Annotated in this window: 24 protein-coding genes and 1 tRNA gene; 9 read left to right on the top strand and 16 right to left on the bottom strand. The window is 66.3% G+C overall.

Going from position 1 to position 19,882, the window contains the following annotated elements; all coding sequences use genetic code 11:
- Positions 1–6: 6 nt before the first annotated feature.
- The 6 genes from FY036_RS13755 to FY036_RS13730 all read right to left on the bottom strand — a co-directional run bounded on the left by FY036_RS13755 (position 7) and on the right by FY036_RS13730 (position 4,735).
- Positions 7–837, bottom strand: coding sequence for a universal stress protein (locus tag FY036_RS13755; RefSeq protein WP_148915319.1), 831 nt, complete (start codon positions 835–837; stop codon positions 7–9).
- 66 nt (positions 838–903) lie between these two features.
- Positions 904–1,548: a helix-turn-helix domain-containing protein gene (locus FY036_RS13750; RefSeq protein WP_148915318.1), complete on the bottom strand. Its 645-nt coding sequence runs from the start codon at positions 1,546–1,548 to the stop codon at positions 904–906.
- Positions 1,549–1,630: 82 nt separating this feature from the next.
- Positions 1,631–1,999 (bottom strand): response regulator transcription factor, encoded by a 369-nt coding sequence (locus FY036_RS13745; RefSeq protein WP_148915317.1) that lies wholly within the window; start codon positions 1,997–1,999, stop codon positions 1,631–1,633.
- 119 nt (positions 2,000–2,118) lie between these two features.
- The gene (gene fixJ / locus FY036_RS13740) at positions 2,119–2,730 is read right to left on the bottom strand and encodes a response regulator FixJ (protein ID WP_148915608.1); all 612 of its coding nucleotides are present in this window, start codon (positions 2,728–2,730) and stop codon (positions 2,119–2,121) included.
- 6 nt (positions 2,731–2,736) lie between these two features.
- Entirely contained in the window at positions 2,737–4,155 is a 1,419-nt protein-coding gene (locus tag FY036_RS13735) for a two-component system sensor histidine kinase NtrB (RefSeq protein WP_235897684.1), read from the bottom strand.
- A gap of 193 nt (positions 4,156–4,348) precedes the next feature.
- Positions 4,349–4,735 (bottom strand): hypothetical protein, encoded by a 387-nt coding sequence (locus tag FY036_RS13730; protein ID WP_148915315.1) that lies wholly within the window; start codon positions 4,733–4,735, stop codon positions 4,349–4,351.
- 128 nt (positions 4,736–4,863) lie between these two features.
- On the opposite strand from FY036_RS13730, the gene FY036_RS13725 reads away from it, so the two are divergent.
- Positions 4,864–5,697, top strand: a complete 834-nt coding sequence (locus tag FY036_RS13725; protein ID WP_148915314.1) for a universal stress protein — start codon at positions 4,864–4,866, stop codon at positions 5,695–5,697.
- 2 nt (positions 5,698–5,699) lie between these two features.
- Here the strand turns inward: FY036_RS13725 and FY036_RS13720 are convergent, their stop codons facing one another.
- Complete coding sequence (locus tag FY036_RS13720; protein ID WP_148915313.1) at positions 5,700–6,569, bottom strand: bile acid:sodium symporter family protein; 870 nt, start codon at positions 6,567–6,569, stop codon at positions 5,700–5,702.
- Positions 6,570–6,684: 115 nt separating this feature from the next.
- Between FY036_RS13720 and FY036_RS13715 the strand changes: the two genes are divergently transcribed.
- The 4 genes from FY036_RS13715 to FY036_RS13700 all read left to right on the top strand — a co-directional run bounded on the left by FY036_RS13715 (position 6,685) and on the right by FY036_RS13700 (position 9,511).
- Positions 6,685–7,239 (top strand): sigma-70 family RNA polymerase sigma factor, encoded by a 555-nt coding sequence (locus FY036_RS13715; protein ID WP_148915312.1) that lies wholly within the window; start codon positions 6,685–6,687, stop codon positions 7,237–7,239.
- Positions 7,236–7,958, top strand: a complete 723-nt coding sequence (locus FY036_RS13710) for an anti-sigma factor (RefSeq protein ID WP_148915311.1) — start codon at positions 7,236–7,238, stop codon at positions 7,956–7,958. The genes FY036_RS13715 and FY036_RS13710 overlap by 4 nt, the downstream gene beginning before the upstream one ends.
- A gap of 110 nt (positions 7,959–8,068) precedes the next feature.
- Positions 8,069–8,629, top strand: coding sequence for a fasciclin domain-containing protein (locus FY036_RS13705; protein ID WP_148915310.1), 561 nt, complete (start codon positions 8,069–8,071; stop codon positions 8,627–8,629).
- Between the two features lie 102 nt (positions 8,630–8,731).
- Complete coding sequence (locus tag FY036_RS13700; protein WP_148915309.1) at positions 8,732–9,511, top strand: DUF4394 domain-containing protein; 780 nt, start codon at positions 8,732–8,734, stop codon at positions 9,509–9,511.
- Between the two features lie 103 nt (positions 9,512–9,614).
- On the opposite strand, the gene FY036_RS13695 is transcribed toward FY036_RS13700, so the two are convergent.
- Both FY036_RS13695 and FY036_RS13690 read right to left on the bottom strand, forming a co-directional pair.
- On the bottom strand, positions 9,615–10,394 hold the full coding sequence (locus tag FY036_RS13695; RefSeq protein ID WP_148915308.1) for an anti-sigma factor family protein: 780 nt from the start codon (positions 10,392–10,394) through the stop codon (positions 9,615–9,617).
- Positions 10,391–10,933 (bottom strand): RNA polymerase sigma factor, encoded by a 543-nt coding sequence (locus FY036_RS13690; RefSeq protein WP_148915307.1) that lies wholly within the window; start codon positions 10,931–10,933, stop codon positions 10,391–10,393. The genes FY036_RS13695 and FY036_RS13690 overlap by 4 nt, the downstream gene beginning before the upstream one ends.
- Positions 10,934–11,079: 146 nt before the next feature.
- Here FY036_RS13690 and FY036_RS13685 point away from each other — a divergent pair, with 146 nt between their 5' ends.
- Positions 11,080–12,528 carry a S8 family serine peptidase gene (locus tag FY036_RS13685; RefSeq protein ID WP_148915306.1) on the top strand — a complete coding sequence of 483 codons (1,449 nt, stop codon included), beginning with the start codon at positions 11,080–11,082 and terminating at the stop codon, positions 12,526–12,528.
- A 35-nt stretch (positions 12,529–12,563) separates the two neighbouring features.
- On the opposite strand, the gene FY036_RS13680 is transcribed toward FY036_RS13685, so the two are convergent.
- From FY036_RS13680 to ggt, 3 genes are all read right to left on the bottom strand, one after another.
- Positions 12,564–13,781, bottom strand: coding sequence for a PqqD family protein (locus FY036_RS13680; protein WP_148915305.1), 1,218 nt, complete (start codon positions 13,779–13,781; stop codon positions 12,564–12,566).
- A gap of 113 nt (positions 13,782–13,894) precedes the next feature.
- Positions 13,895–14,281: a hypothetical protein gene (locus tag FY036_RS23945; RefSeq protein ID WP_201744766.1), complete on the bottom strand. Its 387-nt coding sequence runs from the start codon at positions 14,279–14,281 to the stop codon at positions 13,895–13,897.
- A gap of 153 nt (positions 14,282–14,434) precedes the next feature.
- Positions 14,435–16,171 carry a gamma-glutamyltransferase gene (gene ggt / locus FY036_RS13670; protein ID WP_148915304.1) on the bottom strand — a complete coding sequence of 579 codons (1,737 nt, stop codon included), beginning with the start codon at positions 16,169–16,171 and terminating at the stop codon, positions 14,435–14,437.
- Between the two features lie 169 nt (positions 16,172–16,340).
- Here ggt and FY036_RS13665 point away from each other — a divergent pair, with 169 nt between their 5' ends.
- The gene (locus FY036_RS13665) at positions 16,341–16,667 is read left to right on the top strand and encodes a DUF982 domain-containing protein (RefSeq protein ID WP_161601137.1); all 327 of its coding nucleotides are present in this window, start codon (positions 16,341–16,343) and stop codon (positions 16,665–16,667) included.
- Positions 16,668–16,750: 83 nt separating this feature from the next.
- Here FY036_RS13665 and FY036_RS13660 read toward each other — a convergent pair.
- Positions 16,751–16,826: transfer RNA gene (locus FY036_RS13660), tRNA-Ala, on the bottom strand.
- A gap of 180 nt (positions 16,827–17,006) precedes the next feature.
- Between FY036_RS13660 and FY036_RS23785 the strand changes: the two genes are divergently transcribed.
- On the top strand, positions 17,007–17,300 hold the full coding sequence (locus tag FY036_RS23785) for a YggT family protein (protein ID WP_161601136.1): 294 nt from the start codon (positions 17,007–17,009) through the stop codon (positions 17,298–17,300).
- 61 nt (positions 17,301–17,361) lie between these two features.
- A complete protein-coding gene (locus FY036_RS13650) occupies positions 17,362–17,961 on the top strand; it encodes a hypothetical protein (protein ID WP_148915301.1) in 600 nt (199 codons plus the stop codon).
- 9 nt (positions 17,962–17,970) lie between these two features.
- Here FY036_RS13650 and ppa read toward each other — a convergent pair whose 3' ends face one another.
- The 3 genes from ppa to FY036_RS13635 all read right to left on the bottom strand — a co-directional run bounded on the left by ppa (position 17,971) and on the right by FY036_RS13635 (position 19,873).
- Positions 17,971–18,501 (bottom strand): inorganic diphosphatase, encoded by a 531-nt coding sequence (ppa, locus tag FY036_RS13645; protein WP_148915300.1) that lies wholly within the window; start codon positions 18,499–18,501, stop codon positions 17,971–17,973.
- A gap of 135 nt (positions 18,502–18,636) precedes the next feature.
- Positions 18,637–19,143, bottom strand: coding sequence for a GNAT family N-acetyltransferase (locus tag FY036_RS13640; protein WP_148915299.1), 507 nt, complete (start codon positions 19,141–19,143; stop codon positions 18,637–18,639).
- 91 nt (positions 19,144–19,234) lie between these two features.
- A complete protein-coding gene (locus FY036_RS13635) occupies positions 19,235–19,873 on the bottom strand; it encodes a TPM domain-containing protein (protein ID WP_148915298.1) in 639 nt (212 codons plus the stop codon).
- Positions 19,874–19,882 lie beyond the last annotated feature (9 nt).

Here is a 19,882-nt window from a genome sequence, read left to right as displayed (position 1 = left end):
TCGGCTTCAGTGCGACAGAAGGGTAGCCCGGCGGGGCTCTCGGAGCACATGTCGTGTCGCGCCGCCGAGGAAGAAATCGCGGATGCGCGAGTGCCCGAAAGCGCCCATCACCATCAGGTCCGCCTTTCCGGCGGCCTGATCCAGCGCCCCGCCTACCGAGCGGCTGCCGCGCTCCTCCTCCTGCGCCGTCGCCTTGATGCCGTTTCGGCGAAGATGCGTCGCCAGATCGTGGGCGCTGCCGTGCTCGGGTAGTGGCTTGTCACGGCCGACGGTGACGATCCGCACCTTGGCCGCGCGCTCCAGCAGCGGCATGGCATCGGCCACCGCGCGGGCAGCGGCGCGTGTCCCGTCCCACGCGACGACGACGTCGTCCAGGCTGAAAGTTTCGCTCCCACCCTCCGGCAGCACCAGCACTGGGCGCCCCGCCTCGAAGACCAATGTCTGCACCAGATCGGCCGAAGCTTCCGCATCCTCGGGCATCGGCACCACCGTCAAGGAGTGAAGCCGCGCTGCGGCCAGAAGCTGATCGTCCTCCTCGCCGTAGGCGCTTTTGACGATTCTGCCTTCATGCGCGAGGCCGACGCGGCTGGCCTCTTCCTCGAACGCCGCAAGCTCGGAGCGAGCCGTCTGGTGAACTTCGCGCTGTCGTTCGGCCAGTCTCGTTTCAAGGTCCACGCCATAGGGATGGAAGGCGACGGGCGGCGGCACGGTCGTCTCGCCGACGATGCAGGTCGCATGCGCCTCCATGCGCCGGGCAAAGTCGATGGCGCGGCGCAGGGCACTTCGCGAAACCGGGCGCGGGTAGGAAGGGAGATAGATCAAGAGGTCCTTGAGCATCGTCGTTCTCCTGCAACTGGCTTGCGGAGATTACGTCCGCCCGCGCCGTCCTGTCACCCCGTTCCCCTATTCGCTCATGTCGCGCAGCGTCTGCCAGCGCGCGATCTCGACGCCGCGCAACCCATGCAACCGGATGATGCCCTTTTCCCTGAGCTTGCTGAACACGCGCGAGACGGTTTCGATCGTGAGGCCCAGATAGTCCGCAATGTCTGTACGCGACATCGGCAGATCGAAGCGTTCGAGGACGCCTTGCCGTTCGGCCATGTCGAGCAGGAAGGCGGCGACGCGTTCGGCGGCTTGCTGGCGGCCAAGCACCAGCAGATGTTCCTGGGCGCGAACGAGGCTCTGCAGCGCCAGCGGCAGCAGCGCGTGTGACAGGTCGGCTGCGGCTTGCAGGCGAAGGGTGCGGATGCCGGTCGCGCCGATGGCTTCGGCAAAGAAGTGGTGGGTGCCGTCGGCCTCGAAGCCGAAGACCTCGCCGGCCAGATGAAAGGCCGAGATCTGACGGCGGCCGTCGGACAACAGCCGGTAGACCCGCACCGCGCCGAACTCCACCTGGTAGAGGCAGCCGGCCTTTTCTCCCTGCGCGTAGATCTCGTTGCCCGCGGCGTGGCAGGTCACCGGCTGCGCGTGCCTGGAATCGGCGGGATGGCCGCCGGGTAGGGCGAAGGGAAACGCCCCAAAATCTGCCGGTAGCGGGTGGACGGTCATTGGCTTTCTCCCCATCGGTGCGATGGGGCAGGTGTCGCGCCAATCGCGCTTGCGCGAAATTCGGTTATGTCCCTACGGGAAACTACGTAGCGGGGCGTGCGACATCGAGGGAGGCGACGATTTCGTCGACCGTTTCCACCAGAAGCCGGCCCAGAAGCGGCTTCGTCAGCACCGTCAGGCCCGCCGCATGCGGCACGGTCCTCATGCGGTCGGCAAGCAGGATCACCGGCCCACCCAGCCCGTCCAGTCGCGTCGCCGCACCGCGGCGGCCGGAGATCGCGTTCTCATCAACGACGGCACAGCCCGCGCCGAAAGGTCCGGGCGCAGCGAAGGCCGCACCCAGCGTCGCGTAGGAATCGACCCGGTAGCCCTCGGCCTCCAGCGCGAACTCGACCGAGCGCCGCAACTCGGGATCGGGCACGACGACGAGGACGGTGGGAACGGGGTGCAAGGCAGCCTTCTCCGGGCGATCTGCGGATGGCGATCCACCCGTCATGCCCGCCTGCTTAGGCGCTTCGCGGCTAAGGCGCTTTGAGCGAAGTCAAAACGTCGCAGGCGACACGGCACAGATCAGGCCGGCCCGAAGCCGGCCGCCAGTGCCATGCGCACCAGTTCGGGCAGGCTGCGCGCCTCCATCTTGGTCATGACGTTCGCCCTGTGCACCTCGACAGTGCGCGGGCTGATGTCGAGATCGTAAGCGATGGTCTTGTTGGGCAGACCGGCGACGACGCCCGACAAGACCTCGCGTTCGCGCTCGCTGAGCGTGTCGAGACGCCTTCGGATCGCCCCGATATCCTCACCGGCCGCATTTTTGGCGAGCTTTGTGGCGGCACGCCTGATCGCCGCGATCAGAACCTCGTCCTCGAAAGGCTTTTCGATGAAGTCGAGCGCCCCGGCCTTCATGGCGGCCACCGCCATGGGCACGTCGCCATGGCCGGTGATAACGATGGAGGGGATGTTCGCGGACATATCCCCCAGCCGTCGCAGCAGTTCCACGCCGCTTATGTCCGGCATGCGCAGGTCGGTGACGAGGCAGCCATTGCGGATCGCCGGCGCTGCGTCGAGGAAGGCGGTGGCGGAATCGTGCACGCGCACGGTGAAGCCGGCCATGGTCAGCAGAAAGGCGAGCGACTTCCTGACGGGTTCCTCGTCATCGACGATGTGGACGGTGTAGTCTCCGATATCCATTCAGCGCGCATCCTCATAGGCGGGAAGGGTGAAGCGGAAAGTGGCTCCGCCCTGCGGGTTGCTCCTGACCTCGATCTCGCCCCCATGCGCCTCGATGATGCGTTTCGAGATCGACAGGCCGATGCCCATGCCGCCGGCCTTGGTCGTGACGAAGGGGCGGAAGAGCTGCGGGGCGACGTCATGTGCGATGCCCGGCCCGGTGTCGGAAACCTCGACCACAACCTCGCCCGCGCCTGCCGGGGCGGTGCGTATCGTCAGTTCGCGCTTTTCGCTGTCGCGCATCGCATCCATCGCATTGCGCATCAGGTTGATGAGCACCTGCTGGATTTGCACCCTGTCGGCCATCACCATGTCCGCGCCGGGCGCGAAGTCGAATACGGAGCGTACGCCGCGCTCGCGCGAGCCCACCAGCGCGAGTGCGCCTGCCTCCTCCACCAGCTTGCGGATGTCCTCGGGCGCCTTCTCCGTCTCGCCGCGCATGACGAATTCGCGCAGGTGGCGGATGATCTGCCCCGCGCGCAGCGATTGGCGCGCGATTTCCTCCAGCGCTTCGCGCATGCGCGCGGAGACCGCGTCGTCCATGTCGCGCAGGAGGCGGGTGCAGCCCTGCGCGTAGTTGGCTACCGCCGAGAGCGGCTGGTTGAGCTCGTGGGCCAGCGTGGAGGCCATCTCGCCCAGTTCGTTCAGCCGCGCCAGACGCGCCAGTTCGCTCTGGATTTCCTCCAGCCGCGCCGCCGATTCCTCGCGTTCGGTCAGGTCGCGGATGAAACCGGTGAAATAGGCCGCGCCGCCGGACTGCATCTCGCCGACGGCCAGCTTCATCGGGAAGGTCGAGCCGTCCTTGCGGCGCCCAACCACCACGCGGTCGATGCCGATGATGCGCTTTTCACCCGTGGACAGATAACGCTGGATGTAGCCGTCATGCCCGCTGCGATAGGGTTCGGGCATCAGCAGGTTCACATTGCGGCCCACCACCTCCGGTTCGCTGTAGCCGAACTGGCGCACCGCGGCGGCGTTGAAGGAGACGATCGCCCCGGCATGGTCTATCACCACCGTCGCGTCGGGCACCGTGTCGAGGATGGAGCGCAGATGCGCCTCGCGCTGGCCGAGCGCCATCCGCGTTTCGTGAATATCGCGCAAGGTGCGGTAGAGTTTGCCGCCGATCCACACGATCACGAGGCCGGATGCCGCCAGAAGCGCCATCTCGGTAGCAATGGCCGGCGAGCCGCCAGTTCCGCGCAGCCAGGCCATCGAAGCCAGCGAAAGGCCCAGCGCCGCCAGTCCCGGCCCGATCCCGCCGGCCACGGCTGCCACAAGGGCCACCGGTGCGAAGAGCGCGAACACTGCGTGGTCGTCGAGGCTGTCCCGCAGAAGCATCCGCAGCGCCGTCGCCGTCGCAACGAGCGCGAGCGCGAGCAGATAGCCGGGCCACCCCGCATACGAGCCGGAAACGAGGGTCCTGAAGAGACGGCCTTGTCCGGATGTGTTGTGATCCACCATGGGCGGGCTGTCTGAGACCTGAGATTGCACTGCACGCCGAGGAACGCCGGCCACCAAATCTAGCCATGCAGGGGCCCGGCGCAAGCCTCGTGGCGTGAAGCGCAGCGCGCGCTCATGGTTTCTCCACGCGGGCCACCTGATAGGTGTGCATCGTGCCGTTGCGGCCGACCGAGACATACTCGCCGGTGACGAACCGCTCCCCGCCGAGCCTGAAGCCGATCTCGTCGTCGCGCTCGCCTTCCTGATAGTCAAAATACCAGGTGCCGCCGGGCTTGCGCCGCAGCCGTCCTATCCGGTCGCTGTCCCCGGCGCGGAAATGGCGCACGCGACACAGCGCCTGATGCGCCTTCCACTCGGCGGCGTCGAGCCTGCCTTCGGCATCAAGGGGGACAAGCAGGTCGTAGCCCTCGTCGCGATCGCCTTCAGGGTGATCCTTCTCGCGCGCCAGCAGAAGCCGGACGTGGCGGAAGCTGGGGGTAAGGTTTTTCAGTTCGGTCATGATGCGCTCCATCGTCATGCAAGGGGTAGCGCGCGGGATGCGGCGCGACGTTGATTCCGATCAAGGCGCGCGACGTCCGGAACGGCGATGAATTGACCGCAGCAAATGCGGCACAGGAGAACGCACCCGTGAAGCTTCAGGCCCTCCTTCCCCTCGTCACCTACCCCCAACGAAACTCCGACGCGGTCGCGAAGAATGCGGTCGCGGTGGCCCGCCTGCTGGACGCCGACATCCACGCCCTGGCTCTCGACGCCACGATCCCGCAGGTGTCGAACGCGCTTTCGCGCTTCCTGCTCGATGTGCCCGGGATGATACGCGAAACGGAGGAGGAAAGCCGAAAGGGCGGCGAGCATCTGCTGACGCTCGTGGCCGAATCCGCCTCCGAGGCCGGCGTGAAGGCAACCAGCAACGCGCTGACCGCGACCCCCGGACTGCTTGCCGAGACGGCTGCGACCCATGCGCGCTACTTCAACATCGGGCTCCTGGGATGGGAGGCCGGCAACCAGACCTCGCGCAGCGTCGCAGAGGCTGTCATCTTCGCATCGGGCCGCCCGGCCGTGCTGCTACCCGAGGACGTGACGGTGGGTGCTCTAGACCACATCGCCGTCGCATGGGACGGCAGCCGCGTGGCGGCGCGCGCCGCGGCCGATGCGCAACCCTTCCTCGTCAGGGCGAAACGTGTGTCGGTACTGGCGGTGGTGGACGACAAGCCGGCCAGCCGCGACGCGGCCGAGCGGCTGGCTATGGGGCTGTCGCGGCAGGGGCTCGACGCGTCAGCCGTCCCGCTCAGATGCGAGGGCAGGCTGATCGCCGAAACCTTGCAGAAGAGCGCCATCGACCGGGGCGCGGGTCTGCTCGTTATGGGCGGCTACGGCCACTCGCGGTTGCGCGATTTCGTGCTGGGCGGCGCAACGCAAGGCGTGCTCGACGATCTGCGCATGCCGGTCCTGCTTTCACACTGAGGTCAGGCCGCGACCGGCCTGCGATTCAGAAGCCAGACGAGAATGGCGCCGGTTATGTAGGCGACGAGCCCGTACATGGCGGGCGGGATCGCCATCTCCGCATCGTTGAGCATGAATTCGCTCATCGCCAGCGCGATGACGAGCGCGGCGTTGCGGATGCCGATGGACATGGCCAGCGCGACAGCCTGCCTGTGTTCAACGCCGAGCGCGCGAGGAACGAAGAAGGCGACGGCAAAGCAGATGAGGTTGAAGATCAGCGTCACCGCGCCGACCATCGGTCCCCATTCGGCCAGCAGGCTCCACTGGCTTATCAGCGCGAAGATCACGACGATCGCCAGAAACACGGTGGCAAGCAGCTTGACCGGCCGGTCGAGGCTTGCAGCGAGTGAAGGATAGCGGCTGCGGATGAGTATGCCCACAATCGCCGGCACAATGGCGATCACGAAGATTTGCAGAACCTGATGGATCTGCAGCGCCACCGCTCCGCCCTCGCCATGGAACGCCACGAGCGAGAGGTTGACGATGATCGGCAGGCTGAAGATCGCCAGGAGCGACGAAAACGCGGCCATGGAAAGGCTGAGCGCAACGTCCCCGCGCGCAAGGTGGGTGTAAAGCGCGGCCGATGTGGCGCCGGGGCTGGCGGCCAGCAGCATCATGCCGACGCCGATGGCAGGCGGTAGGCTCCAGAGATAGACAAGGACGAAGCAGATCGCCGGCAACAGCACCACCTGAAGCGCAAGGCCGATGATGACGGGCAGCGGGCGGGCAAGCACGCGTGCGAAATCGTCGAAGCGCAGCGACAGGCCCAGCCCCAGCATGATGATGACGAGCGCCGCCGGCAGGCCGATGCTCAAGGCGATACTGGATTGCATTTCTCGTCCCCGATTTCGGGACACATATTAGCAGCGATAAATCTATGAAGTCTTACCGGCTACTCTCACTGCCTGCCATTGCAATATCGGCTGAAAACGCTAGCTTCCTCGCCCAATGACGTCGCCGCAACCAGCTTCGCAAGACATCACCAGACTTATCGTGCGCGTGTCCATGAAGGACCGGGCTGCATTCGATTTGCTTTACCGGCGAACGAGCGCGAAACTTTTCGGCGTGTGCCTGCGTGTCTTGGTCGACAGGGGTGAGGCCGAGGAGGCGCTGCAGGAAGTGTTCGTCAAGATATGGACGAAAGCTGACCGTTTTGCGGCTTCCGATCTCAGTCCGATATCATGGCTGGTCGCCATCGCGCGCAACCACTCGATCGACCGCATTCGTGCGCGCCGCGAGAAGACGGCTGCGATGGACGACGCGGTCGAGGTGGCAGACGAGACGCCGGGCCCGGAAGCGCAGGCGATCGCGGGCAGCGAGCGCGAGCAGATTCACGCCTGTCTGGAAGAGCTGGAAGAAGACCGCGCTTCGGCGGTGCGCGGCGCCTATCTCAACGGCGACAGCTACGCCGAACTTGCCGAGCGGTTTTCCGTGCCGCTCAACACGATGAGAACCTGGCTGCGGCGCAGCCTGATGAAGCTGAAGGAATGCCTCGAGCGATGACGCCGGCGGACGACAGAGAACGGGAACACGTAGGCGACGACCTGCTCGCCGCCGAGTACGTTCTGGGTGTCCTGCCCGCTGCGGAGCGGCAGGAGACGGCGGCGCGCATCGAAAGCGACGCTGCCTTCGCCCTGCTCGTCGAGGCGTGGGAAGACAGGCTCTCGCCGCTTAACGCCGGATATGACGAGGTGGAGGCTCCGGCGGCCATCAAGACCTCAATCGACGCACGGCTGTTCGGGGCACCCATTCAGGTCTCGGCAGCCAGACCGGGCCTGCTGCAAAGCCTCACCTTCTGGCGTGGCCTCGCCGCCGCCGCAGTCGCCGCCTTCCTGCTTGTCATGGCGCTGCCGATCATGCTGCCGCCGGCCGCCATCGAGCCTGCCGAGCGCCTGATGGCGTCGCTGGCGAGCGAGGAGACCGATGTTCGCTATCTCGTTCTCTACGATGCCGCCAGCGGCCAGGTCGGTCTGTCGCACGTGACCGGCGAGCCTGAAGCCGCGCACGACTTCGAGCTCTGGGTGATCGAAGGCGACAGTGCGCCCGTGTCGCTGGGCGTCATACCTGCCGGCGCCAACGTGCACATGGGCACGTCTCCCCAGCAGCGCGAGATGATCGCTTCCGGCGCACTTTTTGCCATCAGCATGGAGCCGGAGGGCGGCTCGCCCACCGGCCAGCCGACCGGGCCTGTCGTGGCCGCCGGCGACCTGCGCTCGATCTGATTTCCTTTACGGCAAATATTTTTCCTCGCCGCTGAAACTTGTCTGGATCGCCTCCCGTAACTGCTTGCGTCCCGTCTCAGGGAAACGCAGTTCGAGAGGAGTTAAAGGACATGCGCAAGTTCACATCCACGATTGTGGCCGGCGCCTTCGCGGCAACGGCGCTCACCGGCTTCGCCGTCGCCCAGGACAATCCCATGGTCGGCGGTGCGCCGATGTACGCCGACAAGAACATCGTCGAGAATGCCGTCAACTCCGCAGACCACACCACGCTGGTGGCCGCGGTGCAGGCCGCGGGTCTGGTCGAGACTCTGTCGGGTGAAGGCCCATTCACCGTCTTTGCGCCGACCAACGACGCCTTTGCCGCGCTGCCGGCAGGCACGGTCGACGAGCTGCTCAAGCCCGAAAACAAGGATCAGCTCACCAAGGTGCTGACCTGCCACGTCGTGGCGGCGGACGCGATGTCCGACGCGATCGGCAAGATGATCTCGGATGACGGCGGCACCCATGCGGTCGAGACCGTTGGCGGCTGCACGCTGCAGGCCAAGATGGACGGCGAGGCCATCACGCTGACCGACGAAACCGGCGGCGTCGCCACCGTGACCATCGCCGATGTCGACCAGTCGAACGGCGTGATCCACGTCATCGACAAGGTTCTGCTTCCCGCTTCCTAAGCGCCTCGGCGCTTAACGGCCGCGCGGTGGGTCACCCGTCCCCACCCCGCCGCGCGGCCAATTTGCCAATCCGCCCGGGGAACGACCATCAAAGGAGATATGATGATGAAGATTACCAACGCATTCGCCACCGCCGTCGTGTTCGGCACCGGTGTCGCCATTGCCGCGCCTGCGGCGGCTGCCACCGTCGTCGGGCTCGCTGGCGACCGCGACCTTGTCTGGGTCGATTCCGAGGCGCGGTCCGTGACCGGCACGGTCACCGTGGAAGGTGGCGAGGGCCGGCTGCTGGGCATCGACGTGCGCCCCTCCGACGGCATGCTCTACGGCGTGTTCGAGGACGGCACGGTCGCTACGATCGACCCGGAGAGCGGGGCAGCAACGTCCGTCAGCACGCTTGCCACCAACCTGGCGGCCGGCGTCATGGCAACCGTCGACTTCAACCCGGCAGCCGATCGTCTGCGCGTGATGGGCAATGATGGCACCAGCCTGCGCATCAATGTCGATACGGGCGAAGTGACCGAAGACGGCAGCCACAGCTTCGCAGAAGGCGACCAGACGCCCAACATCATCGCCGGCGCGTATACCAATTCGGTGGCGGGAACGGAATCGACGCAGCTCTTCAACATCGACGCGTCGGGCTGGCTGGTCCTGCAGGATCCGCCGAATGACGGCGTTCTCAACCCGGTCGGCGAGCTCGGCATCGAGGTCTCGGAAGTCGGCTTCGACATCCTTTCGGATGGCGACGGCGGCAACGAGGCCTGGCTGATGAGCGGCGGCACGCTCTATTCGGTCGATCTCGAGACCGGCGCTGCCACCGAGGTCGGCGCGGTCGAAGGTGCGGGCGAGGGCGTGCGCGACATCGCCATCATGCCGTCCATGTAACGAGGGGCGGATGCCGGCCCGTGTTCCAGTTCCAGGCCGGCGTTCAAGCGGGCCCGGCGCGAATCTCCTCGCGCCGGGCCTTTTCGCACGCAGCGTGTCGCGGTCAACGGATGGCGGAAAGCGCCTCGCGCTCGTCGTCGTCATCCAGCGGTTCGCCGGCTCCGATGGCGGAGAGATAGGCGTCCAGCGCGTCGAGGGATGATGCCGGGGCATAGCCGTCCGCACCGCTGGCGGCCACGACGACGAAGCTGACCGTCCAGTCCCCGGCCTGCCGGCAGGCGACCGAGACCAGCGTCGCCTGCGACGGCATATCCACCTCGAACTCGCGGCAAAGTCTGCCGTCGCCGTCCTCGAAGGTCGCGATGGCGCGGAATCTTGCATCCGATCCGGCCAGCACGATCTCCTCGCCCGACGGCGTGCTGTCCAGTGCGGCCGGAAGGCCGTTTACCGAAAGGCCTGCGACCGCAAGTCCCGCATCCTGGCGGGCGGGCGAGGCGCTGCCCAGCCAGTATCCTGCTACGCCGGCCAGCACGGCGACGGTGGATGCCGCGATGGGTGCTATCCAGCGGGAGCGGGCGATCGAAGGCCGCCTGTCGTTTGCGGCCGGCCGGAAGGCCACCACTTCGGCCGTCTGCGTGTCCCCGCCGCCATGGCGTGCGACCATGTCCTCGATTGAGCGGCGCAACGCTTCCGGCACGGGCTGGTCCAGCATTGGAGCCATCGCCTCCCGCGCTCTTGCCCGTGTCTCCATGAAGAGAGCGACGCGCAACGCCAGATCGTCGTCGGTTTCCATGGCGCGTTCGACCGCCCCGGTGGTAGCTTCGTCGAGCTCGCCATCCGCAAAGGCCATCAGGATTTCATCGTCGAATTGTTGCCCGGTCATGGTCTCTTGCCCTGTTGGACGGAAGAACGCGCCCCGTCGCCGGTTATTCCCGTCGCTTCCGCCAATCTTCGTCGCGCGCGCGCAAGCCTGCTCATGACCGTTCCGATGGGGATGCCCAGCATATCTGCCACTTCCCTGTATGGCATGTCCTCCACGCAGGTCAGCATCAGCACCTCGCGCTGCTCGTCGGGCAGGGCGGCGATCGCATCGCTGACGCTACTCATCTCCGAGCGCGCCTCGATCACCTGCTCACCCGATACGCCCACGATGTTCGACCGGTCATCAATGTCGTCCATCGGCCCCGCCACCTTCTCGCGGCGCAGGCGATCGATCCACAGATTGCGCATGATGCGGAACATCCACGCGTCGAAACGGGTGCCCGGCTCGTACCGGTCGGCGCTTGCCAGCGCACGCTCGCAGGCCGATTGCACGAGATCGTCGGCCTTGTCGGCAGAGCGCGTCAGCGACAGGGCGAAGCGCCGCAACACCGGCAGCATCGCCAGCAGCTGCTTGCCGACATCGTCTGCTGGCGTGCTCATGCCGAGGCCCCGGGTTTCATGATGGTCATGCCGGAATATTCGCCGCGCTCGCGCGTTTGTCGAGCAGCAGCCTTCGGCGCTTTGAGGAGAGACGCTCCTGGTGCATGGTAGCGGCTGCGCAGGCATGGCGAAGGAGTGCTGCGACCATGAAGGAAGACCTGGCACGGAACCGGTCGCTGAAACTGCCTCTGATATTCATGGTGGCGCTGTCTTTGGGCTGGGCTGCGCATTCTCCCGTTGTTACCCCGCTCTTCGGCATTACGGCGGCATACGCCGACGACGATGACGACGACGATGATGATGGCGGCTTCTCCGGAGGGGGCTACTACGGCGGCGGCGACAATCTGAGACCCCCGCCAAACCGCGTCCTGCGCGTTCCCTCGGCGCAAAGGTTCTTTCGTGGTATGCGTCGCGCCCTCACCGGCCAGCCGGCGCCGCGCCGCAGGACGGCCGCCCGCCCGGTCGAACTGCCCGACAGGGCCCAGAACGAAATCGTCGCCATCGGCCTCGGCGACGCCGCACGCGACCAGCTTGTCGCCAACGGCTATGCGGTTCTCGAAGAGGCGGAGGTGACGTCGCTCGATACCGTCGTCGTCAAGCTGCGCATCCCCGACGGTTCCTCGCTGGAAGCCGCGCGCGAGGAAGTGCGCGGGCTCGCCGGCGGGGCGCAGGTCGACTTCAACCACTACTACCGCCCTGAACAGGCCGGCAGTTGCAGCGGTCCCCATTGCGCCGCGCCGCGTCTCGTTGGTTGGCCGCTTGCCGGCGGCGGGGAGGCGACCTGCCGCGTGGATGCGCGCATCGGCATAGTCGATACGGGCATCAACCCCGACCACACCACCTTCGAAGGCGGCAGGCTGGAGACGATCCGCCTTGGAGACGGGGAGCTGGAGGAATCCGGCCTCCAGCACGGAACGGCGGTTGCGGCGCTGCTCGTCGGGGGCGCGGAAAGCCGCACGCCCGGCCTGCTTCCCGGCGCGCAGGTCATCGCCATCGACGCCTTCCATCGTGCCGCCCGTCAGGACGACCGCTCGGACGTTTTCACGCTGGTGCGCGCCATCGACATGGCGCTCGGCCGCCAGGTCGTCGTTCTGAACATGAGCCTGGCCGGACCGGCCAACGATCTTCTGCACGAAGCCATCGCCAAGGCGTCCGCGGCGACCGTAGTGGTCGCGGCGGTGGGTAATGGCGGGCCGAACGCCGCCCCGGCCTACCCGGCCGCATACGACGGCGTCATCGGCGTAACGGCGGTGGATCGCGGCAGGCGCGTCTACCGGCGCGCCGGACGCGGCGAGCATGTCGATATCGCGGCGCCCGGCGTCGAGGTCTGGACGGCAGCCTCGATCAGCGGTGGCCGGCCCAAGACCGGCACATCCTTTGCGGCCCCGTTCGTCACGGCCGCCGCCGCGCTCATTCGCGCGCGCGAGCCGGAGCTGACGCCGGCCGAGGTGAAGCAGCGGCTGGCCACTGCTGCCCAGGATCTTGGTGAGCCCGGCAAGGATCCGGTTTTCGGATGGGGCCTGCTCGATGCGAGCGGGTTGTGCCCTGCGGACGCGGTTCCCGTGCCGGTATCGGCCGACGCCGAACAGGACTGACGGCAGGCGTTCGTTTTCGGGCGCGGGCGAATGCATCAGCGTTCGCTCCCGCCTTCGCCGCTCGATACCGCAATAAGCTCAAGCTGCAGAAGCAGCCCGATCGACGTGTCCACGTCGTGTGCGATGGTTTCGGCCGGTGTGTCGGGGAAGGCTTCAGCGAAGACCGACACGACTGAATCCTGCGTTGCCGCGCCTTCCAGCAACCGCCAGATGGCGAGGCCGGTCGGATTGAGATGATGGATGCGGTTCGTGCGGCGGTCTACCACAAAGCCGCCCTGGCCCACGGCCCGGAAATCCACATGCTCGGCACGCTGGAAGCGCGGGCCGCTTTCGTCGTCATATCTCGCACCAACGGCAATGGGCGCGGCGTCGCGTTCGAGGACGGCCGCGCCGTCCTTGTCTTCGCTGGGCCATCCCGCAAATTCAGCTTCGAGGCAGCGAACCGCATCCTCCAGATCGGAATAGTGCAGCTGGCAGAACCGCAGCCCGGAAAGCAGGCGCAAATAGTCTTCCAGCATGTCGGCTGCGACGCTGTCCTTGCGCGTGTCCTGTGACACCAGCGCCCATAGCACGTCCTCGGCAGGTGCGGGCTCGATCCGCGCTGCGACTCGCGTGGTCGAACGCCGCAGCAGCACAACCGCCCCGATGGCCCGGCGGTCGCCGAAGCCCGCTCGCCGGCCAACGCCGGGATCGATATAGGCACAGTATTCGTCGCGCGCGAGCACATGGCTCTCCACGAAAGCGGAAAATTCGGGCGTCGCCGTTGGCGGCAGTGGCAGGCGTGGTCGCGGCAGGCAGCCGGTCGCCACGGCCTCGCCCGTGGCGAGATCGAGCGGTATGAGATCGTCGGAAAAGACCTTGTGCCCCGCCGCCGAAAGCCGCGTCATCAGCGTGCTCTTGCCTGCCAGGGTGGAGGCCGGAAACAGCAACAGCCTGCCCGCGAACTCGGCCGAGCCCGCATGCAGCAGGCCAAGCCCGGTGCCGTTTGCGACGTAACCGTCGATGATCTCGATGATCGTGGAGGACACCACCCCGAGGTCGTCGGTCTCCCGCGACCGCCAGCCATCGTCCACGCGGTGAATGTCGAAGCCATCGTTCGCCCGCTCGATTTCCATGAAGACGGGGCGGTCGTCATGGCTCTTATCCAGGCGCGACGGCCAGTCTTTCAGCACGGAAGCCAGAGCGTCGGCGACTGGAAGCGAGCGTTCGCAAAGTCTTATCGGGGCGGGAAGGCCCTCCAGATACAAAAACATGGCGGTCCCCTCACAGGCAGCATCCTGCGGACGAGCAGCGCCGCAGGCCTCAATTCATATCTCAAGCGAAATGGCCGAGGCGGCTGTGTAAGCCGCCCCGGCCAATCTGCGTCTTAGCGGAACACGCTGCGGAACATCCCCTGAAGAGTATCCGCCCGGCGCCCGCCGGTCCTGCGGCCCGACCCACGGCCGCCATTCGAACGTCCGCCGGAGCCGCCGCGGCTCCTGCCGCCCGATCCGCCGCGTCCGCCACCGCCGCGACCGCCACCACCCGATCCACCACGGCTGCCACCGCCACCGCCGCCACCCGAGCCGCCGCGGCCACCGCCCGATCCGCCGGAGGCGTGGGCCTGATCCATCGAAAGCAGCGTTGGTGCGACATAGGCGGTGGTGGCTGCGAGGCCCATCAGCGCCAGAAGTCGGCGACGGCTGGTCACGGTTTCCGCGCCGTCGTCAACAGCATCGGCGGGCACGGCAGAATATTCGTTGTCCTTGGTCATCTGTTCTCTCCGTTTCCTTTGACGCCGCCTTTCGCTGGCGGCTTCATCTGCCGTTCGCATCGAATGCTTCATCCGGCATTGTGGTGGAAACGGCGTGTCCGGAGCTTTATTCCCTCTGATACGAAAAACTTGGCGGGGCGGTTCAGGCCGACGCTATCTGCCCATGACGAGGCCTTCGCGGCGCTTGTCCGCCGCACCGACCAGTTCGTCCTGCGTGATGCGGATGACATGAAGGCCGGAGTTGAGGTTGGCGATGCTTGCGTCATGGCCAAGTTCGCGCAGCGTATCGGCCATTTCCTCTGCGCCCTCGCCTTCCTCCACCCGTGTCGGTCCGTTGAGATTGACCATGTGCGGCAGGTCTATCGCCTCCTGAGGGTCCATCTCCCAGTCCAGCAGCGCCACCAGTGAAAGCGCGACATAGTCGATGATGTTCGCGCCGCCGGGGCTGCCTGTCAGGAGCACTGGCCGGTCGTCGCGCAGCACGATGGTCGGGGCCATGGACGAGCGCGGGCGCTTGCCCGGCTCGACCCGGTTGGCGACGGGATTGCCATCGGCCTGCGGCGCGAACGAGAAATCGGTCAGCTCGTTGTTAAGCAGGAACCCGCCCGTCATCGCCCGGCTGCCGAAGCCACTTTCGATCGTCGTGGTGGCTGAGACCGCATTGCCGTAGCCGTCGACGATGACGAAGTGCGAGGTGCCGTGGCGCGGACGCTCGACATCGGGCGCATAATTGCGCGTCTCGTCCCAGGGCGGGTCTCCGGCGGCGGCTGTGCCCATGGACGTATCCGGGCTGATAAGCTTGGCGCGTTCCTGCAGATAGGTCCGGTCGAGCAGGCCTTCCGGCATCTCCACGAAGTCGGCGTCGGCCATGTAGCGGGCACGATCGGCAAAGGCCAGCCGCGAGGCTTCGAGGAAGAGATGCCGGGCCTGCATGCCTTCGCCCATGCCGGGCAGGTCGAACGATTCCAGCATGCCCAGCATCTGGCCGACGGTCAGCCCGCCGGAACTGGGCGGGCCCATGCCGCACACGTCGTACCCCCTGTAGTCGATACAGACGGCCGCACGCTGCACCACCTCGTAACCCTCGAAGTCCTCCATCGTGAGAATGCCGGGGTTCTCATCCGTCTTGAGCGCCGCGACGATGTCGCGCGCGATCTGCCCGCCATAGAAAGGTGCGGCGCCCTGATCGGCCATCAGCCGCAGCGTACGCGCATAATCCGGGTTGCGCAGCGCAGCGCCCTCGGCAAGCGGCGACCCGTCATCGTTGAAGAAATAGCTGCGGGCGGGTTCGAACCGGTCGAGCCCGTCTGCGGCCGGTATCGCGTCGGCCAGCCGCTGCGAAACCTCGAAACCCTGCTCGGCCGTGTCGATCGCCGGTTGCAGCAGCCCCGCCCAGGGCAGGCGACCATACCTGCGGTGCAGCACCTCCATCAGCATCGGGGTGCCGGGCACGCCTGCCGAGCGACCGCCGATCACAGCCTGCATGAAGGCGATCGGCTCGCCGTCCTCGCCCAGCCAGTAGTCCTGGTCGGCGGCCAGCGGCGCGGTCTCCCGGGCGTCGTAGGTGGTGAGTTCGCCTAGTGCCGCATCCCAGTGCAGTACGAAAGCGCCGCCGCCGAGGCCCGAGCTTTGCGGCTCGACAAGTCCGAGCATGGCCTGGACGGCGATTGCCGCGTCGGCTGCGGAGCCGCCCGCCTCCAGCACGGCGTAGCCGGCGCGCGTGGCGAGCGGGTGTGCGCTCGCGACCATGAAATCCTGCGCCCTGACGGATGTGCGCTCGGCGACGGCTGTCGTCGCCTCCGGCTGGATCGCCTCCTGCGCTGTCGCTGGAACGGCGAGCCACATGGTCGCGATCGCGACCGTCAATCCGTAGCGGGGTAGCCATCGCATGTCATTTTCCTCCTCGATTTCCGCCCCGCCTGCGAACCGTAGCAAGCACGACACCTGCTTGCCAACCGAGCGGCCAGAATTGCGCCGATATCGCCGCGCCGTCATGCAACCTCGGCAGCAGCCATGCGTTCTGGGGAAAACAACAACAAATCCAACAGGGACAGCAAGAATGGATGCGGCACAGTTTCGCCTGCCCGTGCGCCTTCTCATGAAGGAGGACGAAGATATCCGTGAAGTCTACAGCGCCGAGGAGGCGCTCGAGATACTGCTTGCATGGCCACGCCAGAGCGGCCGCGTCTACGACAGCGCCGTCAGCGCATGTCTGGCAGCCACGGTAGCGCCCGACAGCACCCAGGAAGCCCAGCGCGCCTTCATCGCGTTTGCGCGCGCATCGGGCATCCTTGCTAGGGACATGCTGCCCGCGCCCGCCCGACGCGGCGCGATGCGCGGCGGCTTCCGGCCGACCTTTGCAGCCAACGCGAATTTCAGGGCATGACTGCGCACCCGCTTGAGGCGCACTGACGGCGGCCAAATGTCTGGTCGGAGAAAATGAGGCGGTCTGTGGGCCGCCTTTCCCGTTGGTGGAGCCGAGGGGGATCGAACCCCTGACCTCGTCATTGCGAACGACGCGCTCTCCCAGCTGAGCTACGGCCCCGTCCAGCGGATGGCCGGCATTTACGAGCGCGGGCGCGCGCCTGTCAAGCGCCACGCGCCCTGCGTGACGAGCGTTCCGCGCAGAAGACCTGCGGCGGTATGCTTGCCCGCCTTTCGCCTTCGCCACTTGCCCGTCCATCAACCAATGGCTACATGTCGCGGGTCAAACGGGGAGACCGGCATGCTCGCGCTTATCCAGACCATCGTGCTCGCGCTCGATCTTTACTGGTGGATCATCATCGCGTCCGCAATCTTCTCGTGGCTCTATGCCTTCAACGTCGTCAACCCGCGCAACCAGTTCGTCGGGACGATCGGCAATTTCCTCTATCGCATCACCGAGCCGGCGCTACGTCCGATCCGCCGTGTCATGCCGGATCTGGGCGGCATCGACATCTCGCCGATCATCCTGCTGCTGCTCATCTTCTTCGTGCGTCAGCTGATCCTCACCACGATCGCGCCGGCGCTGCTTTCGTGATTTCGGTGGAACGCTGCTTGAACGCGGGCTAGCCTCGGGTCGTCCGGCCCGGAGGTGACCCATGCGCGTGCCAGTTGCAGTCTTCGTCCTGTGTATGACGGCCATGAGCGTGCAGGCCCAGGAAATCGTCAGCGCCTATACGGACATCGACACCGAGGCGGACTGTTCCGTCTTCGCAGCCGCGCAGGAAGGCGACGGTGACTGGGCCAATCTCGCCTGCTCCGGATACAAGGGCTATCCGGTGATCGTCTACTACGCCGACGCGCGCGATTCGGTGTTCTACGGCTTCCCGCCGGCAGGCGATCTCGCGCCGGTCTGGGAAAGCTTCGACGCCTTCAATTCGTTCGGGCCGCGCATCGAATGGCGCATCGAGAAAGACGGCGCGCGCGAGACACCGTTTGCCACGATCCATCGCTGGTTCGTCAGCGATCCCGACGGCGGGGACGAGAAGATCGAGGTTCTGGTGGTCGAGAAGGTGGGGCAGCTTCACGAGCGCGACGGCTGCGCGGTCGGTTATGTCGTGGCGACCGGCAACGCCGGAGCCAACGAAAAAGCCCGCGCGATTGCCGACAATCAGGCGCGGGGCTTCGTCTGTGGCGACCAGCCGCCCATCGAGGCGGGCAGCGTGCCCGTGCCCTCGCTCAGTCGGGGCGACTATTGATTCCTCGAATCAGCCCTTCTTCGCGCGGTCGATCGCCTCGACGATCATCTTGCGGGCGGCATCGGCATCGCGCCAGTCGCCGATTTTCACCCACTTGCCGGGCTCGAGATCCTTGTAGTGCTCGAAGAAGTGCTCGATCTGCTGGAGCGTGATCTCGGGCAGGTCTGTGTGGTTGAACACGTTCTCGTAGCGGCGCGTCAGCTTCGGCACCGGCACGGCGATGATCTTCTCGTCCTTGCCGGCATTGTCTTCCATCACCAGAACGCCAATGGGGCGCACATTGATGACGCAACCGGGAAGCAGCGGCCGCGTATTGCACACCAGAACGTCGATGGGATCGCCGTCCTCGGACAGCGTGTGCGGCACGAAGCCGTAATTTCCCGGATAGGTCATCGGCGTGTAGAGGAACCGGTCCACGACCAGCGTGCCGGCCTCCTTGTCCATCTCGTACTTGATCGGCTGGCCGCCGACCGGCACTTCGATGATGACGTTGACGTCTTCGGGCGGGTTGTTGCCGATGGAGATGGCGTCGATGCGCATGGGGCTCCGTTCCTGATGCTGGGAAGCGCCTGTGCGAAATCCTGGCTGCGGATAGGCGAGGGCGTCCGGGTTTCTCGGGTGAGCCGATATACCGGGCGGGCCGTTATTGCAATGCAGCAATAAGCGGAAGCGAGGTCAGTCCCAGACGAAGGCGACCTTGCGCAGCGCCTTCTGGTCGAACACCTCGACGCCTTCGGCGACATCGCGGCCGCCGGCGCCGGCGTAGAAGCCAAGCGCGTTGTCGTTTTCCTCGAGCGCCCAGACCACGAGCCCGGAAAGGCCATGGGACGACAGTTTTTCACGCGCTGCTGCAAACAGCCGCGAGCCGAGGCCGACGCCCTGATATTCGGGCTTCAGGTAAAGCTCGTAGATCTCGCCCTGCTGGGGCAGCTCGCGCGCGCGGTTGCGGCCCAGCGTCGCGTAGCCGACGACGTCGCCGTCGATCTCGACCACCAGCACGCTGGCGGCACGGCGAATCGCGTTGTCCCACCAGCGCGCACCGCGCCGGTGTATCATCGTCATCAGCGCCTTGTATGGGATGATGCCGGCATAGGCGCCTTGCCATGCCTCATGGTGCACGTCGGCGATCGCGTCCGCGTCCTGTGGTTCCGCCCGTCTGATGTCGATCGTCAGCGTGTTCATGATTTGTTAAGGATAAACCCGAAAAGACTCGGGCGGCAAGAGTCCTGTGAGGCCCGTTGCGGTTCCTCACAGACAGTTGCCCGCCTTGAGGTCAGATTTCGACGACGTGGTCGTCCAGTTCATTCGGGTTTCTTGTGCCGCCCGGGAAATGCGCGGCCAGCAGCGCGCCGGCCTTGTCGATGGCGTCGCCGAGCCCTTCCGGCAGCCGGTCTGCGGCCGCAGCGGCAACGACACGGTGGACGATGCCGTTCCATTCACCCTGCGCGACCTTCGCGTTGATGCCCGAGTCGGCCACGACCTCGGCGTACCGTTCCGCAAGCGAAACGAAAATCAGCACGCCGGTGCGCAGTTCCGTCGTATGGACGTTATGGGCGAAGAACTGCGCCACCGCGTTGTCGTGGGCGCGGCGATAGCGCAGGCGGCGGGGCACCAGAAGGATGCGCAGCCTGGCCGGCAGTGCCCACACCACTGCGAACGCCAGGGCAAGCGCGGCTGCCTGCAGCAGGGCGAAGCTCAGATGGCTCACGCCGAGCCAGCTGCGATCCAGCCAGAACGCGACGGGTATGCTCGCGACTGCCAGACCCACGGCCAGCATGAAGGCCGCGGGATAGATGTAACCGTCGCTGGCACGCGCGACGACGCAGTAAATCTCGCCGCGCGTGTGTGCCTCCGCCGCCCTGATGCGGTCGGCGAGCGCCTGATGCTCCTGCGGTGTCAGCGGTCTTGCCATCCCTGCCCC

The organism is Neoaquamicrobium microcysteis (genome assembly GCF_008180155.1).
GTDB lineage: Bacteria > Pseudomonadota > Alphaproteobacteria > Rhizobiales > Rhizobiaceae > Aerobium > Aerobium microcysteis.
The sequence above is the reverse complement of the archived record's forward strand: the minus strand, read 5'-3'. Positions and strand labels throughout refer to the sequence as shown.

Coding starts and splice junctions, on each gene's coding strand:
- FY036_RS13730 (WP_148915315.1), bottom strand. CDS start 4,735: ATGACCGAACTGAAAAACCTTACCCCCAGCTTCCGCCACGTCCGGCTT.
- FY036_RS13635 (WP_148915298.1), bottom strand. CDS start 19,873: ATGGCAAGACCGCTGACACCGCAGGAGCATCAGGCGCTCGCCGACCGC.
- FY036_RS13665 (WP_161601137.1), top strand. CDS start 16,341: ATGGATGCGGCACAGTTTCGCCTGCCCGTGCGCCTTCTCATGAAGGAG.
- FY036_RS13680 (WP_148915305.1), bottom strand. CDS start 13,781: ATGTTTTTGTATCTGGAGGGCCTTCCCGCCCCGATAAGACTTTGCGAA.
- FY036_RS13755 (WP_148915319.1), bottom strand. CDS start 837: ATGCTCAAGGACCTCTTGATCTATCTCCCTTCCTACCCGCGCCCGGTT.
- FY036_RS13640 (WP_148915299.1), bottom strand. CDS start 19,143: ATGAACACGCTGACGATCGACATCAGACGGGCGGAACCACAGGACGCG.
- FY036_RS13705 (WP_148915310.1), top strand. CDS start 8,069: ATGCGCAAGTTCACATCCACGATTGTGGCCGGCGCCTTCGCGGCAACG.
- FY036_RS13685 (WP_148915306.1), top strand. CDS start 11,080: ATGAAGGAAGACCTGGCACGGAACCGGTCGCTGAAACTGCCTCTGATA.
- FY036_RS23945 (WP_201744766.1), bottom strand. CDS start 14,281: ATGACCAAGGACAACGAATATTCTGCCGTGCCCGCCGATGCTGTTGAC.
- FY036_RS23785 (WP_161601136.1), top strand. CDS start 17,007: ATGCTCGCGCTTATCCAGACCATCGTGCTCGCGCTCGATCTTTACTGG.
- ggt (WP_148915304.1), bottom strand. CDS start 16,171: ATGCGATGGCTACCCCGCTACGGATTGACGGTCGCGATCGCGACCATG.
- FY036_RS13700 (WP_148915309.1), top strand. CDS start 8,732: ATGATGAAGATTACCAACGCATTCGCCACCGCCGTCGTGTTCGGCACC.
- FY036_RS13695 (WP_148915308.1), bottom strand. CDS start 10,394: ATGACCGGGCAACAATTCGACGATGAAATCCTGATGGCCTTTGCGGAT.
- FY036_RS13715 (WP_148915312.1), top strand. CDS start 6,685: ATGACGTCGCCGCAACCAGCTTCGCAAGACATCACCAGACTTATCGTG.
- FY036_RS13650 (WP_148915301.1), top strand. CDS start 17,362: ATGCGCGTGCCAGTTGCAGTCTTCGTCCTGTGTATGACGGCCATGAGC.
- ppa (WP_148915300.1), bottom strand. CDS start 18,501: ATGCGCATCGACGCCATCTCCATCGGCAACAACCCGCCCGAAGACGTC.
- FY036_RS13750 (WP_148915318.1), bottom strand. CDS start 1,548: ATGACCGTCCACCCGCTACCGGCAGATTTTGGGGCGTTTCCCTTCGCC.
- FY036_RS13690 (WP_148915307.1), bottom strand. CDS start 10,933: ATGAGCACGCCAGCAGACGATGTCGGCAAGCAGCTGCTGGCGATGCTG.
- FY036_RS13710 (WP_148915311.1), top strand. CDS start 7,236: ATGACGCCGGCGGACGACAGAGAACGGGAACACGTAGGCGACGACCTG.
- FY036_RS13720 (WP_148915313.1), bottom strand. CDS start 6,569: ATGCAATCCAGTATCGCCTTGAGCATCGGCCTGCCGGCGGCGCTCGTC.